Source organism: Paenibacillus xylanexedens, from assembly GCF_007680605.1.
Taxonomy (GTDB): Bacteria; Bacillota; Bacilli; order Paenibacillales; family Paenibacillaceae; genus Paenibacillus; species Paenibacillus xylanexedens_B.
On record NZ_VEIO01000001.1, the window covers coordinates 166009 to 181635 of the forward strand.

A 15627-nucleotide genomic window follows, 5' to 3' on the forward strand; every position below is an offset into this window, starting at 1 on the left:
TCGCAAATCCCACATTATGGGTTATGATGTACCTGGGAGAAATTTTTTACAGCAACAGGAATTCATGGGTTGATAACGAACGGGGAGTGAACTGGAATGATCCGTAAGTTAGCTTTTATCCTCGGTGTTATGTTGTTATTTGTAACGGCTTGTCAGAGTAAAACAGAGCCTGAGGATACACAGAAACCAGATGTCTCGTTAAGTACGAATGACGAATTACCAGTGGATGAAGATGAACCGGCAGTCTCTACGCCACAAGATGAAGTTGTCCCACCAGAATATGTGGATGAGAGCAAGTACTCCGGTGATGAGCTGGAAATGGTCAAACTAATGAATGCACGTATGCGTTACTTATATGAGAAAGATGAAAAGGGGTATATGAGCCTGTTTGCGCCGGAATCTCCGATCTCTGGCATGCCGAGTTATACAGTCCGCAAAATCATTTCCATGGGTGACATTACGATTACGGAACAAAAAAAGCTCTATCAAGGTTTTGTGATCATTACGGAGTTGGAAGAAGGGAACATCGAGTCCAGCCCTACCATGGTGTTTTGGAAAAAGAAAGCGGATGGTGATGCTGCGAAATGGATCATTGCTGACATCGATTGATAAGTACAACATGAAAGAAGGTACAGAACGTGGTGCAGAAGACATTATTTGAACTGGTGAATGAGGTGCAGGATGAAGCAACTTTTGTTGCTTTCCTAAGTGCTTTAAGTAAGGATCGGCAAACCTGTGCCGATGAATGGCAACATGATTCGATAGAATCATTTTTGGAAGCGTCAGCCGATTGGGGGCAGGAATCCATTAAGGGATTGGTGCATTATGAGAAGCCAGATAACCCTTGGAAGCGTTGTGCTCAGATGATGTACATGGGCAAAATTTATGAGTAAGAGTCCCGTTGTTTGTGAGCGGATTTCAGAATGGGGTTGTTGAAGGATGAACGGTTCGATGACAGATGCGGTGAACCGAAACATATCGTATATGCAAGACAACAGCCGATTTAACTTTCGTGTTGCCGGTATCGTGATCGATACGGACAGAGTTCTTTTACACCAGGCGAAGCAGGATGATTTCTGGAACTTTCCTGGTGGGCGGGTGGAGATGAATGAATCAACGGAGGATGCGATTCGACGCGAGATGATGGAGGAGCTTGGCGTTTCTATTCAGGTTGAGAGGCTGGCATTTGTTTGCGAAGACTTTTATAAGTACGATGACAAGGAGATGCATGAAATTGGATTTTACTATGTGATCTCTTTGCCCGAAGGTCATTCCTTTTATAATGAGCCACAGTTTAATGGTTTGGAGAGAGATGGCGAATTAACGTTTCGCTGGTTTCCGATCCAAGAGACAGAGCAGATGGAGCTTTACCCTGTTTTTTTGCGAAAAGAACTCGTTAATCTTCGTGATGCGAGCAGCATCAGACACTTCATTCAGAAATAGAGGGGTAGCGAGTGGATATTACATTTATTCGTCATGGTCACGCGGAGCATTTGTTGAATTATCCGAAGGAGCTTAACCGGTTACACCCGGGGTTGACGGAACAGGGAAAGAAACAGATCGTAGCCTTACGTAAAAACATCAACATCATGCCTAATGATACTATTGTGGTAAGTCCAACGAAACGCACCCTTGAAACGGCAGCATTATTAACACCGAGAGAGCGTGGTAGTGTGGTAATAAGCCCCTTGGTTGGTCCAAGAATGTATCCTCAAGATGCGAAGTTTACTCCTTTAGGCTGCGATCAGATCTATTCTAGGGCAGAACTCAGCGTATTATATCCAGATAAGCATTGCATAGATGTCGGAGTAGAAGCCTGGGAAGAAAGCATAAATCAAATGAGTACACAACAGTTCACACGATTAGCAGAGCAATTTTTGGCATGGTGCAGGAAACAGACGGGTCATACGTTCATCGTGTCACATGATGGTACGATCACGAATTACAGAATGTTGTTAGGTGAGCATGATCTAACCAGAGATGATTTTCTGGGAGAAGCAGGGTACTACACAGTCCGCGATGTTTAGCTTGAGAAGGAGAAATGCGTTACATAAGGCGGCAGTAATCTAAGACACGTCCTAATACAAGAGGGGGTTAATCTAATGACACAGCGTAAACTGGTTTTGCTTAGCGATCTGTATTTTGAGCCTAGTGATGAACTGAATGAGAGAATTCGAAGCTTGTTTCAGCACAAAAAGCCCTCAATCGGTTACATCCCTTCCTGTTCCGACCCACAGCGAATTTATGTCGAGCACACTCGGCGTTTTTATCGCCAGTTTGGGATGGAAGATGTGCAGTATTATGATCCGGATACCGAGTATGAGGAAAGCATGCTGGACTCTCTTTTCCGAAGTGATGCGATTCATTTATCTGGCGGGAATACGTTTTATTTTCTAAGTTTGCTACAGCAACGAAATAGGTTTGAACAGCTACGTTCTTATGTCAGTGACGGTGGGATTTTGATTGGGGTTAGCGCGGGCAGTATTCTGATGACACCTACGATTCGAATAGCTGGATACGGTGAGGATGCAGACGAGAATCATCTCGGTTTGACTGATCTTCAAGCTCTTGCTCTTGTAGATTTCGAGTTTGCACCTCATTGGAATCGTTCGGAAGAGATGATGCAATCATTCAGAGAATACGCTCAAAATCATCAAACCAAAGTATATGCGTGTCCGGATGGCGGGGCTGTTGTTGTTGCAAATGAATCACTTGAATTATACGGCGGGGCAACTCCTGCTCTGTAAAGAGAGGATGAAGAGTAGATGCGTGCTATCCAAGTGTACCACTATGAAGCCTTTTCAAGCATTCCAGGCAAGGGCAACCCGGCGGGCGTTGTTTTTGAAGCAGATCATCTGAGTGAAACTATAATGCAGCAGATTGCTCAAGCTGTCGGTTTTAATGAGACGGTATTTGTATTGAAGTCTGAAACGGCCGATGTCCGGTTGCGTTATTTTACTCCGGGTCACGAGATTAATCTGTGTGGTCATGCGACGATGGCGGCGATGTATGGACTTAAGACACATCATTTACTACAAGGAAAAGACTCTATCACGATTGAAACGAACGTAGGTATATTACCAATCCAGTTTGAGCAACAAGATGACACTTGGTTGATGGAGATGAAGCAGGACCAGCCACGTTTTGTTCCCTTTCAAGGCGATGTAGAAAAGCTTGCTAGGTCTATTCATCTGACAACGGATGATTTGGATATGACCATGCCCATCGTATATGGAAGTACAGGCACGTGGACGTTATTAATTCCGATTCGTCGTTTAGATGCATTTGTTAAAATGAAACCGGATTCTTCTCAGTTCCCGGACATTTTATCTGAAAATCCCAAGTCATCCTTACATCCCTTCTGCTTCGAAACTCGCGATGATGATGCTCTCATACATGCAAGGCATTTTTCTTCGCCATATTCAGGCACAACAGAAGACCCTGTCACAGGTACCGCATCAGGGGTGATGGGTGCCTATGTTTTGACATATGTGAATCAGGAGATTCACGAGGTTGATTTTACAGTAGAGCAAGGGCATGAGATGGATAGAGATGGTAAGGTTCAGGTGAGCATACGTCGGGAGCAAGAGGGAATGGATGTCCGAATTAGAGGAACGGCTGTTTATGTACGGAAGATGAATGTGGAGATCGACAGTTGAGTTGATGACAGAAGGAGAGAAAGTCAATATGGACGAAAAGGCCGTATTGAGCAGGCTAATCGATATATTAAAGGAAGAGTTAGCCGACGCGTTAACAGGCGTGTATTTGCATGGCTCCATGGCGATGGGATGTTTCCATCCGCTGCAGAGTGATATCGATATTTTAGTTGTATGCAGAGAGAAACGCTCTTCCGAGACCTATCGCAGAATTGCCGACCAACTGATACGAATAGAAGATGAAATGCATATTCCGAAAGGGTTTGAGATTAGTATTGTACTAGAGTCAGCTGTAACACGTGGTCAATACCCTACGCCTTTTGAGTTTCATTATTCTGCTTATCATCGTGAAAAGTATAGAAGTGATCCTGAATATCTCTGCGGTGGTCATGAAGACTCGGATGTTGTTGCACATATGGCGGTGATCTATGATCGAGGTATTGTGCTGTATGGCAAGCCGATCAAGGAATTATTCCAACCGGCGAACCGCGAGTATGTCATCCATTCGATCGCCTCCGATGCAGATTCAGCGTTGGAAGAAATCGTGGATAATCCGGTCTATTACGTATTAAGTTTGTCGCGCGTGCTGTTGTATATTCAGGAATCAGTGATTTACTCCAAGCGAGAGGCTGGAGAGCGTGCGGTGGCAGAAGCATTGCCTGAACATCGGGAACTTATCTCGCAATGTTTGGCTAAGTACAACGGGGAACGTGAATCGGTCAATGTGGAACATGCACGTTTAAGAGATTATGCCGAATATATGCTCAAACAAATTCATGAAGCTATGCAGGCTTAAAGGAGAACATGACATATGAAAGAGTCACAACGGATCAAATGGGAGAAACAATTACAGCAAGGAAAAAGGCATCATATCCTGGTGCGTGGCGTTTTGGGCTGGGGTCTGCCACTTGCTTTTCTGTATACCTTGGTGATGACGTCATGGAGCGGACAAAGTTTAACCCTGAATGGTGAGTTTTATGTAAACTTACTGACGGCACTTGTTCTGTTTCCCGCCGCTGGCATCTGGTATGGTGCCTGGACGTGGAAAATCCTGAAAATGAAAGTCGAGCAAGGCAGAAGGTAACAGCATTTCATAGTGTATGCGTTAGTAATTGAAGGGGGTAAGAGCGTGGATGAGACACTAGAGTCACAGATCCAGTTTCTGATTGAAATAGACAAGCTGAAAACGATTGAACGAAGAACAAGAATTATCCATGGCGAGCGGCTCGAAAATGATGCGGAACATTCTTGGCATCTAGCCATGATGGCGTTAATATTGCATGGTCATGCTAACAAGGAAATCGACATGCTTAAAGTGATCAAGATGTTACTTGTTCATGACCTTGTTGAAATTGACGCCGGTGATACCTTTGCGTATGACACCCAAGGAAACACAGATAAACATGAACGAGAGCTTAAGGCTGCACATCGGTTATTCGGTATGTTGCCAGAAGACCAAGCCGAAGAACTGTTAAGTCTGTGGATGGAGTTCGAGACCAAAGAGACACCGGAGGCCAGGTTTGCTTCTTCCATGGATCGGTTGCAGCCGATCATTCATAATCATCAGAATGAAGGTGACACATGGCAGAAATATAACATTACGAGTGATCAGGTATTAAATCGTAATGCTGAAATTGCAGACGGGTCGGCAACGCTGTGGAAGTATGCACAACAAATCGTACAAGATTCGGTAGATCAGGGGATATTGAAACAATCCGGTTTCTAAGTAAACTGGGGCTGTTTTTACTACATTTGGACTCAGGAGGATAACATGGGATACATCATGGATTTGCGAAAAATGGTAGGCACACGTCCCTTGATCATGGCAGGTTCATGTGTACTGGTGTTTAACGAGCAGGGTCACCTGCTACTCCAGAAACGAACAGATAGCTTGGATTGGGGCACTATTGGCGGTTCGCTTGAACCGGGTGAATCATTGGAAGAGACTGCTGCGCGTGAATTATATGAAGAAGCTGGTCTACGAGCAGAGGCATATAAGCTGATTACCATATTTTCGGGTCAGGATATGTATTACCGTTATCCGCATGGAGATGAGGTATACAATGTCATGGCAATCTATGAAGCAGGGGGCATTACGGGCAGTCCGACGGTGATGGATGATGAAGGGTTAGAGCTCAGGTACTTCGACTTGACTCAGCCGATTCCTGATATCAATCCATTCACCAAATATGTGCTGTCCAAAGCGGGATATATCCAAGGTTAGTAAGCGTTTCGCACAATATTATCATTTTTCTCTCAGTGATTTACGGATACTGATTTAGTATGATAAGAGTATCATTTTGCAAAGAGAGAGGGTTAGACATGGATACATTTTTACAGCAAATTAACGAGTTAAATAAGCTTCAGACCGAGCTGGTCAGCCTGCATCCTTTTTTTGCAGAACACCATCCGGTTGTTGTAGCGCACGAATCGTTGTTATATATCTTTGATTATTCATCTGAAACCGGGCAGTATGAATGGGTCAAAACCGTACCGGATGACTTGTATATTCCCGATGACTGTCTCGGCGCAATGCCTGTACACCATATGGACAATCGCATGTGCGCGATCGTGACGGCGTCTGTTTTCAAAGATTTAGAGCAGAAGGTTTTTCTGTTCCATGAATACGTGCATTGTTCTGTCTATGGGAAATATGGGGAACGGATTGTTGACCGTCTGCAGATTAAACATAAAATGACCCAGCTTAAGCGTGTAACCTGGGAGATCGATTATGAGTTTCCGTACGAAGATGAGACTGTTGCCGGGCGAATCGATTCTCTTCTATCTGCGTTGAAAAGTGAGGATTTACAGCAAATTCAGGCGGCGCGAACGGCGTTGTTCCAATCTCTTACAGAAGAGCAAGCGGAATACTGGAGCTGGTTGGAGTGGAATGAAGGTTTCGCGCGGTATATCGAGAATTTGATTCGAGCCAAGTATGGATTGGAGCCTAATCATGTTGGCGATACAGCACCTTTTAACCGCCTCGTATTTTACGAGTGTGGGTCGGAATATATCCGTTTGCTGGTAAAGGAACAGCCTGCGTACCATACGGATCTGGAGAAGTTGTTTGACCGGATGCAGGACGAGAGAGTGGCAGGTTTGGTGAGCTAACGAGAGATTAAATTTACAACCATTTCTTCAACGGAAAAAGGAGATCTGTCTATGCCTCTTCCTATGGTACATCTAAGTGTAGCTCATCGATTGGCTGATATGTTGCCTGAGCCCCTGGACCTGGGAGCATTTTATCTCGGAAATATTGCGCCGGATGCCATTCACATACGTGAGGGCACGACCAAGGACGACAAGCAGCATACTCATTTTTATCCTGAGCAAGAAAACAATTATACCGGACGTCTCCAGAAGTTTTATGGTGATTACATTAGCGAGCGCACGAGTGAAGGCTGGACTTCCTTTGTTCTCGGTTACTTCATGCATGTGATGACGGATTATTACTGGTTTCGAAGTGTTTATCCCACATTCATGGAACAGGTTTGTGAGCATGACCAGCGTGAGGGAGTCGTGCGAACCAAGGAAGACCTGTCCCGTTTATATTACGAGGAGACGGATCAGATTGATTTTAATCTGTATCACACCATGAATTGGAGCGAAGAAGTATGATCAGCCTTAAATAACTCGTCAGGGTTTGAAATGACAAATCGTTTAACGGCGGATGAAATTCTAGGCTGGCGGGAGCGTACGTTTTCTTTTTTGCATGGGGAAGCACCGGGCATTATTCCGTGTTACATTACGGAAGAGGTTGTACAAGCTTTTGTTCAAAAAACAGTCCCACGCTTAATCGACTTATTAGCTGAATGGGAGGCCTATAAGTGAGACATATCGGAATGTTGCTTCTATTCTTCAGCGTCATATTCATTGCAGCGTGCGGTGGCAACAATTCGAGTGAGATGGGCTCCAAAGAGGCTGAGAAAATGGAACAGAGTCAGGGGATTCCTACCTTAATTACGTTAGCGTGTAACCAGGCTTTTCCCTCAAGTCCATGCCGGAATGTAGAATTTGACCGCGCTGACGAGATTCAGATCGTTACCGAAGCGATATTCAGTGCCGAGCGTATGCAGGGGGTACTTGATTATGCTGCGGAGTACAAGATGAACATCACATACGCAGACGGTTCCGTTACTCGGTATGATCTTTCACTGGGTACAGATCCTAAGTCGCAAGGTTTGCTTGTAAACCAGAAGGATACGATGACTGGATATACGATCCCTCTTGAGAACGCGAATAAACTGAGACAAATCATTCAGCGGCGTACGGACTAAATGGAGCACACAGACAAACAACATGAATACAGGCTTATAGATGAATGGAGTGCAGGCAAGTTGATAACAATCGGAACACTGACGGCAGCAGATGTGGATGGAGCATATCATATTTTTGAGACAACTATTCCAGAAGCATATCGTCAGGAAGGAATCGGCTCCCTTCTGGATGAGATTCAGGAAGAGATCGAGCATAAAAAGGCTGTAGTACAAGCTGTTTTACAGCATGAGCCTGATCTCGAACCAACGAAGACGGCTCCCTTTTTCCTTGTTGCCCGGAAAGACGGTAAGGTTGTGGGGACGATTTCATATGGGCCTTGCGGGAAAGTCGTTCAGGAATGCACCAGCCATCGTCTGGATCACGTTGGAACGCTGGGCTCCCTGTATGTTTTACCTGAACTGCAGGGTCAGGGGATTGCTTCTGCGCTTATTACAGCACTGGTCACCGAACTACAGGAGCGGGGGATTACCCAATTTTGTCTGGACAGTGGTTATCGGATCGCACAGCGGAAGTGGCGGCGGAAGTTTGGAGAGCCGTATGTTGTAGTGAAGGACTACTGGGGCGAAGGCAGCGAAAATATGGTATGGTTGTGTGAAGTACAGGATTTTACTGGAAAATAAACGAAAACAAAAGATGACCCCCTGCACGTGAACAGGAGTCATCTTTTTTTACTTCTTTTACTTAAAGCGCATCGCTACATAAGCATTATCGTAAAGTATACAGACAGAAGACAAAAAGAGAAGAGGGACTGCAACATGACAGAAACAACAGATGCACCAGATAAAACAGGAACAAGAGGAACAGAGGAATGGAGCCCGCCGCAACAGAAGCTTTCCCCTCATGCTATAAGCTTGTGGAGAGTTAGCGCGATCCTCTACAACGTCATAGGCTTTGTGGTATTGGCAGCGTTGCTTATACTGGACTCCGTGTATGATTGGAGGCCGTGGATCGGCTGGATTTTATGGGGAGTCACGGTTATATCCGCAGGTTATGCCGTGTGGGATATATTTTTGCAGCCCGTGTGGTTGTATCGATATTGGTTTTATGGCGTTAACGCAGAGTTTGTGCAATTGAAGCATGGGGCATTGAACAAGGTGCATCAGGTCATTCCGATGGCCAAGGTGCAATCCGTATCAACCAATCAGGGGCCACTCATGAGAAAATACGGACTGTACTCGGTGTCCATCGGAACGATGGGTTCATCCCACCATATCCCGGCCTTGCCGGAAGATGTGGCATTGGCGCTACGTAACCAGATTGCGGATTATGCCCGGATTAACGAGGTGGATGAATGACGGAGATGAAACGGCATCATGCTCTCAGCTTGTTGTGGAGTCTGGGCAATCTGCTTAAAAGCACATTTGCCTTTATTCTGTTTTTATTCGTATTCCGTGCAGGATCGGATTCGACATGGGTCTTCTATGCGAGAATCATCTTTTACATCGGTATTTCCATCGCGCTGATCTCTATCATCTGGAAATGGTTCACAACACGTTATGCAGCCGATGAGAAAGCTTTCCATATCTACACGGGAGCATTCAGTCGAACCCGCAGAACGATACCGTATACGAAAGTACAAAATGTGAGCCGGCATACGAGCTTTTTACATCGATTGTTCGGTGTAACCTCTATACGCTTCGAAACGGGTATCAAGGGGGATGATGCGACGTTTCTGCTACAGGTCGTTTCGGTTTCTGAAGCAGAACGGTTAGAAAAGCAGGTAGCCCTTCATTTATCCGAGGTCCAAGCTACAGTTGAAGGAATTATGGATGATGAGCGGAACGTACAGGATGAGAAAAGCTTACTTGCAGAGCGGGATATCGAAACTGAAGAACAAGCAGGCAGTGACGTAAGCGCAAATGCCAATGACAATGCCAATGGAATTAAAGGCAAACTCGAACACGTCGTTCACTATCGTTCTACGCGCAAAGATGTGTTCAAAGCTTCGTTTACCTCACTTAGTTTTCTGGTGTTGATCCCGATCTTGGGTTCCTTGTACTCAACCGTAAAGGATTTCTTCCCAGACGAAACCGTAACCGAAAGCCTTGTATTATCCTGGCTTGAATCATGGTGGGTAACGAGCCTGATCATCCTGCTATTGATCCTTATATCCGTCGGGCTTGGCATTGTTCGTACCTTTGTGAAATATGGAGATTTCCAGATCACGTCCGATGACAAGCGAATTTATATTACGAAGGGCATGCTGGAAAAGACATCGTTCTCGATCCAGAAAGACCGTGTACAGGCCGTCAAGATTACACAGTCCCTGATGAAAAGAATGCTGGGTCTTGCCGAGGTAGAACTAACAACCGCTGGTAGTTTGGGTGAAGCTAGCCAGGAGATTAACACACTATATCCTTTTTTACCTGTGAGAGAGGCCTATCGCATTATTGAAGAAATGCTACCTTCCTATCATGTGACGGAGGAAATGCAGAGGTTGCCGCAAAAAGCGTTGTGGTTGCGTGTACTTAAACCAAACTGGTTGTGGATCATCGTAACGGGTGTGCTAGCATACTTCAAACCGGTTTTGTTCAGCATGGAACAGTCATGGTGGATGATTTCGCTACTGTTGCTCGTGTGCATTACAACGTGTAGGGTGGTTAATTTTTATCATACGCGGTATGCATTGAACGATCAGTTCATTCAGTTTCGCTCAGGTGCGCTGACTTCGACACTGTTTCTGTCCAAACGGGAAAAGGTCATTGAAATCAAGATTACACGTCATCCCTTGCAGCGCAAGTTAGGGCTGGCTTCCATCCATACCGTAAATCGTGCCAAACCTGTCATGCATCATCATGTTCACGATATACCGGGTGACGTGGCAAACGCATTTCAGATGTGGTACATGAGGCGCTCCAACGAGGTGCAGATCCGGTAGACAAAGGCAAAGGGGCGTTAAGATGAGTAAAACGAAAAAGATCGTATCATGGACGATTGGCATTACGCTGATTTTATTGATTCTCACGCCATTTATCTATGTAAAAGCTAACAAAATGATCTATGCACATCGTGTCACGACATATTTAACGGAGCAGAAACATTATTCTCCTAATGAGATTGAATCCGTAGAAGGCGTCTGGAGTGTGAAATTGCCACCCTTCCTTGCTGTAGTAAAGTTTAAGAATGAACCGGATGTGGAGTATATATATTTTGCACATAATGATGTAATTCAGTTCAGCCACCGCATTTCGGAAGAGGCGAAGAAGAGCGGCAAAACGAAATCAGACCTGAAGCATTTCGAGCCAATGGACGACCAGCATTAGAGGAGAAGAGGAAGAGGATGAGGGTTAATGAAAAAAGTAATAAAAGCTGTATTTTTGGATGTGGACGGTACGTTGCTCAGTGAAAAAGATCGTAGCCTTTCCAAGGATACCGAAGAGTCCATCCGCAGGTTAATCCAAAAACGAATTCATATCATCCTTGTGACGGGCAGACCACATCAACTGTGTGAAAAGTTCAAACATCTTGGCATAGATACGGTTATTTCAGCTAACGGAGCTTTGGTTACTTGCCGTGGTGAAATTATTCATAAATCCATTCTTTCTTCAACCATGGTTAGGGAGTTTAGTCATTTTGCTGCGTCTCAGGGACATGCACTTTCCTACTTTACGGAGTCTTTAGGCATGAACGGAACTTGCCGGACGGATCATCGTGTGACCGATGCTCTTCGAGAGACACTTGGATTGATGGAATATCCGGATCAGACCATGACGCTGGATGAGGAGATATACTGTATGTGTTTATACGCAAATGAGGAGGAAACAAACCAATATAAAGAACGGTTTCCCTCTTTGCGATTTGTACGATTCCATCCATACGTTTGTAATGTGCTTGAAGCAGGTGAAGTCAGTAAATCTGTAGCAGCTCAGATCGTTCTAACTCACCTAAATATACGCAGAGAGGAAACGATGGCTTTTGGCGATGGAGAGAACGATATAGATCTACTAACTTATGTGGGCGTAAGTGTTGCTATGGGGAACGGTGGAGAGCGAGTCAAGCAAAGTGCCGATTATGTCACACGGAAAGCGAGTGAGGATGGAATAACCCATGCGTTAAGGCACTACAAGCTTATATAAAAGGACTTTAGTTGGAATAAGGGATATCCATATTGTGGATTTTTATGTAAAATGAGATGAAGTGAAATGAGAAAGCCCTAAAGCATAGGGTGTGAAAAGAAAGGTGAAATTTGATATGAAAAAAGGTTTTATTATCATGTTATCGCTGGTTATGCTTATCGGTGTATCCTCCTCGGCGTATGCACATCCGGGTCGATTGGACAAAAACGGTGGACACAAGTGCTCTGCAAAATCGATTAAAAAAGGTCTGTGCACAGGCTACCATTATCATAAAAAGAAAAAGTAGTTTCGGTGGGCGGCATCCTTCCCCCTCCCTAAACTTGTAATGCCAAGATCATAACAGCGAATTATTTTTCGTAAGTCAAATGCATGTTAACTTGGCGCGATTTCTTTTCTATACAGCATATTCTGGTATGATGGAGAGACGTGGCGGCGCAGATCATGACTACGCTATATAGAGAGATACAGAAGGAGAAGTGAGATGAACAAGTTACAGGAAGAACTGGCGGAGTTGATGCCGCTTGCTGGTATCGAAGAGATGTCAGGTGAAGAAATCGTGGGCAGCATTGCAATGGATATGTACAGGGCTGAATTCGCCACGATTCGGGAGCAGGTCTCAGAGCTGCCTGTTGTGCTGCGGGACATAATACTGATTATTGATCTGGATACGGAACTATCCATGAATGGATTGACCGGTTACTTGGAGAATGCAAGCGGCCAGCATTTGAGAGAGGTCACAGGCGCGTTGATGCGAAGTGGCAATGAGACAGATGCGATGATTTTGCAAAAGGTGGAACAGCTCCTGACGGAACAAAGGATTACGCCAGGTCAGTTAAGAGAAAATGTGGAGCGTCTGTCTGAACACGACATCTCAACAAGTTTGCAGACACATGGGCCACAGATCCATGAGTTATTACAGCAGGTAGAGCAGGAAGGTCAACATTTAAGCTTTCAAGCGGATAATGAAGAAAGTTTCGACTTGCTGTACCAGTATGTAGATGAGCATAAAGATGAATTAAAGCAACAGCTGGAGCAGTTTCTCGTTCTATAAGAATAAGGGGGCGAAATGAATGCGTCTGAACAAACGTGTGGGAATTGAAACGGTGATCGTATCGGGTATTTTCATACTTTTGTTAACAGTTTGGAATGTAGTTCAAGGCATGGTTCTAACATTACAGCATGTTCCGCAAGGTACACAACTCCCAACGTCTGGTGCGCCATCGCAAGTTGACTTTGGACATGTGGCAAGTGGAAGCGGTTTGATGATAGCCCTAAGTGTTGGGGGGACGTTCCTTTTTGCTATGGCGTATTATGTCATTCGTTCTTATATTGCAGGTAAGAGCAAAAGATAAAGAGAACAGCCCCTGGCATCGGATGGATGCTAGCAAGGGCTGTTGTTCTCTTTATGTTGTTTCGTTTTCGCAGTCTAGAGATGCTGTGATATAATCTCTTCTAAGCCTTGTGCGACGGAGCGAGCACCACGCTCCAGATGTCTCTCGTGCAGTTGCAGACGCACATAGGTCTCATCCGTGCCCATGGCTTCGGATAACATTCCGCTAAGTCCTCGTGCACGACGGTCGATCTGGATTAACAGCTCCAAAGAATCCCCCATTGGATAGAAGAGAACTTCAAGTTCGTCCAAATATCCGCGGAACTTGCTGGTCGGCACAAACTCAAACTCCTGTACAAACGGCAGGTTGCCACCGAGCCTTGGAGCATAGTCATTGGTCACTTCACGAAGCTTGAATCCCAGTAGATCAATGGCATCCAGAACGGTTTCCATCTGTCTGGAAGGCACAACATGAATAAGATCCCGATCTGAGGGGTCTACTGCACTAGAGATATCGAGCCCCGTTTCCACCCACACTTCCGCACGGTGTAGTGTAATCGGTAGATTTTCTGGCAGATCGAATTGAAAGCTCTTCTCCAGTCTTGCACCAGGCTGTAACGTAAATCCCTCGGTGAGCAGATATTTGGCGACAACAGCCGTTTCCTTCACTTTGCGATCATTACTTTCCCGAATGTAGTGCGTTTTGATTAATAGATAAATTCGATCGACCTGTTGCTGCACATCCCCGCCTTCAATGTAGACAATTCCTGAAAGCACTCCACCGGGCATGACCTCTGTCGTATGTAATTCCGTATTCACTTTCGCTGCACCTACACCAACACTGGCCAACATCTTCTTGAAAAATGACATGCAAGTAACCTCCAGATTCAATGGATTATGATGGGGAAAATATGATTTCGAGCATAATACGGACGATGAAATAGATGCGTTTCAATTTTTAGAGAAGAAGGGGAATCAGCGTGGTTTTGTCGAATATTGGATGAGATAAATGCTATCGGATGAGGAGGATATCTATGAGCATGGAATGGTACGATATGATTGCACTGCGTAATGGTGGATACAGAGCTCGGGCACAGTACATATGGGAGGGGAAGTCCGCAGAAGAAATGTTCGAAGAGAGGCTGATCCAGTTACTGCCTGCGTATACATCGGTGCTTGATGCAGGCTGTGGACACGGCGATTTTACTCTTAGAATGGCGGCACATACTGCTCATATAACAGGGTTCGATAACTCGGAAGAGATGATTAAAATAGCCCAAAAGGGGCTGGAATCCAGTACGATTCAGAATGTGGATTTTATCTGTGCAACAACAAAGGAAGAACCGCCTTTTCAGGATAAACAATTCGGATTGATCTATAATCGTAGGGGCCCCACATCTATTATCGAGTATGGAAGAATTCTCCTCCAAGGAGGACTGCTATTCGGAATACATACAGATGTAACCAAGGTGCGTGAACGGTTGGAACGTAACCGTTATGAGCAGATAGAGATCGAAGAATATCATGAGGCACTCATGGTCTTTCCTGACGAAAATGAGTTTGCTCTTTTCCTTGCAGACGTTCCGGGAAACCCGGATTATACACTGCCTGAGTATGGTGAACAATTGAAAGCCAAGTTAAAGGAACATACGGTCGATGGAAAAATAGCGGTGCGAGAACATAAATATATCTGGAAAGCTGTAAAAGGGTAAGCAGATTGGAGGATTGAAGTGAACAAATTATATCAAACGGAGGATATCACCGTTCGCCTGTTACAGACAGAGGATGAGCCTACTCTAGTCAAATGGTTGTCTGACCCGGAGGTTCTGCAGTACTACGAAGGTCGTGATCAGCCGCATGATCTGGAGCGTGTGAGAGCACATTTTTACGATCAAGATGATGAAGCGACCCGGTGTATTGTGGAATATGAAGGTCGGCCAATCGGATACATTCAGTTCTATGAACTGGAGACAGAGGAACGTGCGGAATATGGTTATGCTGACCATGGTGAAATCATCTATGGCACGGATCAGTTCATCGGGGAAACGGATTACTGGAACAGGGGGATCGGCTCGCAACTGGTGAAGTCTATGACAGCATATTTGATTCAGGAGAAACATGCCCGGAAAATCGTGATGGACCCGCAAGCGTGGAACGAACGTGCGTTATCTTGTTACGAGAAGTGTGGCTTCAAACGGGTTAAAAAGCTACCACAGCATGAACTGCATGAAGGACAGATGAGAGATTGCTGGCTGATGGAGTATACTCTATAAAGTAGCTCGGTGAG

The 15627-nt window shown here is 45.1% G+C and carries 25 protein-coding genes; 24 read left to right on the forward strand and 1 reads right to left on the reverse strand.

From position 1 onward, the window contains the following. The first annotated feature begins 96 nt into the window (after nucleotides 1-96). The 22 genes from FS818_RS00895 to FS818_RS01000 all read left to right on the forward strand — a co-directional run bounded on the left by FS818_RS00895 (nucleotide 97) and on the right by FS818_RS01000 (nucleotide 13362). A complete protein-coding gene (locus tag FS818_RS00895) occupies nucleotides 97-609 on the forward strand; it encodes a hypothetical protein (RefSeq protein WP_145328769.1) in 513 nt (170 codons plus the stop codon). Nucleotides 610-638: 29 nt separating this feature from the next. Beyond that, nucleotides 639-893: a DUF7660 family protein gene (locus FS818_RS00900; protein WP_145328771.1), complete on the forward strand. Its 255-nt coding sequence runs from the start codon at nucleotides 639-641 to the stop codon at nucleotides 891-893. A 46-nt stretch (nucleotides 894-939) separates the two neighbouring features. Then, entirely contained in the window at nucleotides 940-1443 is a 504-nt protein-coding gene (locus tag FS818_RS00905; RefSeq protein WP_260989761.1) for an NUDIX hydrolase, read from the forward strand. An 11-nt stretch (nucleotides 1444-1454) separates the two neighbouring features. Then, nucleotides 1455-2027, forward strand: coding sequence for a histidine phosphatase family protein (locus FS818_RS00910; RefSeq protein ID WP_145328773.1), 573 nt, complete (start codon nucleotides 1455-1457; stop codon nucleotides 2025-2027). 75 nt (nucleotides 2028-2102) lie between these two features. Next, a complete protein-coding gene (locus tag FS818_RS00915) occupies nucleotides 2103-2747 on the forward strand; it encodes a Type 1 glutamine amidotransferase-like domain-containing protein (protein WP_145328775.1) in 645 nt (214 codons plus the stop codon). A gap of 18 nt (nucleotides 2748-2765) precedes the next feature. After that, nucleotides 2766-3659 carry a PhzF family phenazine biosynthesis isomerase gene (locus FS818_RS00920; protein ID WP_145328777.1) on the forward strand — a complete coding sequence of 298 codons (894 nt, stop codon included), beginning with the start codon at nucleotides 2766-2768 and terminating at the stop codon, nucleotides 3657-3659. A gap of 28 nt (nucleotides 3660-3687) precedes the next feature. Beyond that, the gene (locus FS818_RS00925) at nucleotides 3688-4452 is read left to right on the forward strand and encodes an aminoglycoside adenylyltransferase domain-containing protein (protein WP_145328779.1); all 765 of its coding nucleotides are present in this window, start codon (nucleotides 3688-3690) and stop codon (nucleotides 4450-4452) included. A gap of 15 nt (nucleotides 4453-4467) precedes the next feature. Beyond that, nucleotides 4468-4740, forward strand: a complete 273-nt coding sequence (locus tag FS818_RS00930; RefSeq protein WP_145328782.1) for a hypothetical protein — start codon at nucleotides 4468-4470, stop codon at nucleotides 4738-4740. Nucleotides 4741-4785: 45 nt separating this feature from the next. Beyond that, complete coding sequence (locus FS818_RS00935; protein ID WP_145328784.1) at nucleotides 4786-5382, forward strand: HD domain-containing protein; 597 nt, start codon at nucleotides 4786-4788, stop codon at nucleotides 5380-5382. Nucleotides 5383-5427: 45 nt separating this feature from the next. Continuing rightward, the gene (locus FS818_RS00940) at nucleotides 5428-5880 is read left to right on the forward strand and encodes an NUDIX hydrolase (RefSeq protein WP_145328786.1); all 453 of its coding nucleotides are present in this window, start codon (nucleotides 5428-5430) and stop codon (nucleotides 5878-5880) included. 98 nt (nucleotides 5881-5978) lie between these two features. Continuing rightward, nucleotides 5979-6767: a hypothetical protein gene (locus FS818_RS00945; protein WP_145328788.1), complete on the forward strand. Its 789-nt coding sequence runs from the start codon at nucleotides 5979-5981 to the stop codon at nucleotides 6765-6767. A 51-nt stretch (nucleotides 6768-6818) separates the two neighbouring features. Continuing rightward, nucleotides 6819-7274, forward strand: coding sequence for a zinc dependent phospholipase C family protein (locus FS818_RS00950; RefSeq protein ID WP_145328790.1), 456 nt, complete (start codon nucleotides 6819-6821; stop codon nucleotides 7272-7274). A 30-nt stretch (nucleotides 7275-7304) separates the two neighbouring features. Continuing rightward, a complete protein-coding gene (locus tag FS818_RS00955) occupies nucleotides 7305-7487 on the forward strand; it encodes a hypothetical protein (protein WP_145328792.1) in 183 nt (60 codons plus the stop codon). Next, nucleotides 7484-7933: a YhfM domain-containing protein gene (locus FS818_RS00960; protein WP_145328794.1), complete on the forward strand. Its 450-nt coding sequence runs from the start codon at nucleotides 7484-7486 to the stop codon at nucleotides 7931-7933. Before FS818_RS00955 ends, FS818_RS00960 begins: the two co-directional genes overlap by 4 nt. Before the next feature lie 60 nt (nucleotides 7934-7993). Beyond that, nucleotides 7994-8554 (forward strand): GNAT family N-acetyltransferase, encoded by a 561-nt coding sequence (locus FS818_RS00965; RefSeq protein ID WP_260984468.1) that lies wholly within the window; start codon nucleotides 7994-7996, stop codon nucleotides 8552-8554. Between the two features lie 135 nt (nucleotides 8555-8689). Further along, on the forward strand, nucleotides 8690-9229 hold the full coding sequence (locus tag FS818_RS00970; protein ID WP_145328798.1) for a PH domain-containing protein: 540 nt from the start codon (nucleotides 8690-8692) through the stop codon (nucleotides 9227-9229). Then, a complete protein-coding gene (locus FS818_RS00975; protein WP_145328800.1) occupies nucleotides 9226-10812 on the forward strand; it encodes a PH domain-containing protein in 1587 nt (528 codons plus the stop codon). The genes FS818_RS00970 and FS818_RS00975 overlap by 4 nt, the downstream gene beginning before the upstream one ends. A gap of 22 nt (nucleotides 10813-10834) precedes the next feature. Continuing rightward, nucleotides 10835-11197 carry a DUF3139 domain-containing protein gene (locus FS818_RS00980; RefSeq protein ID WP_145328802.1) on the forward strand — a complete coding sequence of 121 codons (363 nt, stop codon included), beginning with the start codon at nucleotides 10835-10837 and terminating at the stop codon, nucleotides 11195-11197. 27 nt (nucleotides 11198-11224) lie between these two features. After that, nucleotides 11225-12010 (forward strand): Cof-type HAD-IIB family hydrolase, encoded by a 786-nt coding sequence (locus FS818_RS00985; protein WP_145328804.1) that lies wholly within the window; start codon nucleotides 11225-11227, stop codon nucleotides 12008-12010. 115 nt (nucleotides 12011-12125) lie between these two features. After that, complete coding sequence (locus FS818_RS00990; RefSeq protein ID WP_123065151.1) at nucleotides 12126-12296, forward strand: YHYH domain-containing protein; 171 nt, start codon at nucleotides 12126-12128, stop codon at nucleotides 12294-12296. A 195-nt stretch (nucleotides 12297-12491) separates the two neighbouring features. Then, on the forward strand, nucleotides 12492-13061 hold the full coding sequence (locus FS818_RS00995) for a DMP19 family protein (RefSeq protein ID WP_145328806.1): 570 nt from the start codon (nucleotides 12492-12494) through the stop codon (nucleotides 13059-13061). Nucleotides 13062-13080: 19 nt separating this feature from the next. Next, a complete protein-coding gene (locus tag FS818_RS01000) occupies nucleotides 13081-13362 on the forward strand; it encodes a hypothetical protein (protein ID WP_145328808.1) in 282 nt (93 codons plus the stop codon). A gap of 74 nt (nucleotides 13363-13436) precedes the next feature. Here the strand turns inward: FS818_RS01000 and FS818_RS01005 are convergent, their stop codons facing one another. Further along, nucleotides 13437-14210, reverse strand: coding sequence for a sporulation protein (locus tag FS818_RS01005; RefSeq protein ID WP_145328810.1), 774 nt, complete (start codon nucleotides 14208-14210; stop codon nucleotides 13437-13439). A gap of 164 nt (nucleotides 14211-14374) precedes the next feature. On the opposite strand from FS818_RS01005, the gene FS818_RS01010 reads away from it, so the two are divergent. Further along, a complete protein-coding gene (locus FS818_RS01010) occupies nucleotides 14375-15052 on the forward strand; it encodes a class I SAM-dependent methyltransferase (protein WP_145328812.1) in 678 nt (225 codons plus the stop codon). 18 nt (nucleotides 15053-15070) lie between these two features. Continuing rightward, nucleotides 15071-15613, forward strand: coding sequence for a GNAT family N-acetyltransferase (locus FS818_RS01015; RefSeq protein ID WP_145328814.1), 543 nt, complete (start codon nucleotides 15071-15073; stop codon nucleotides 15611-15613). The last annotated feature ends 14 nt before the right edge of the window (nucleotides 15614-15627 follow it).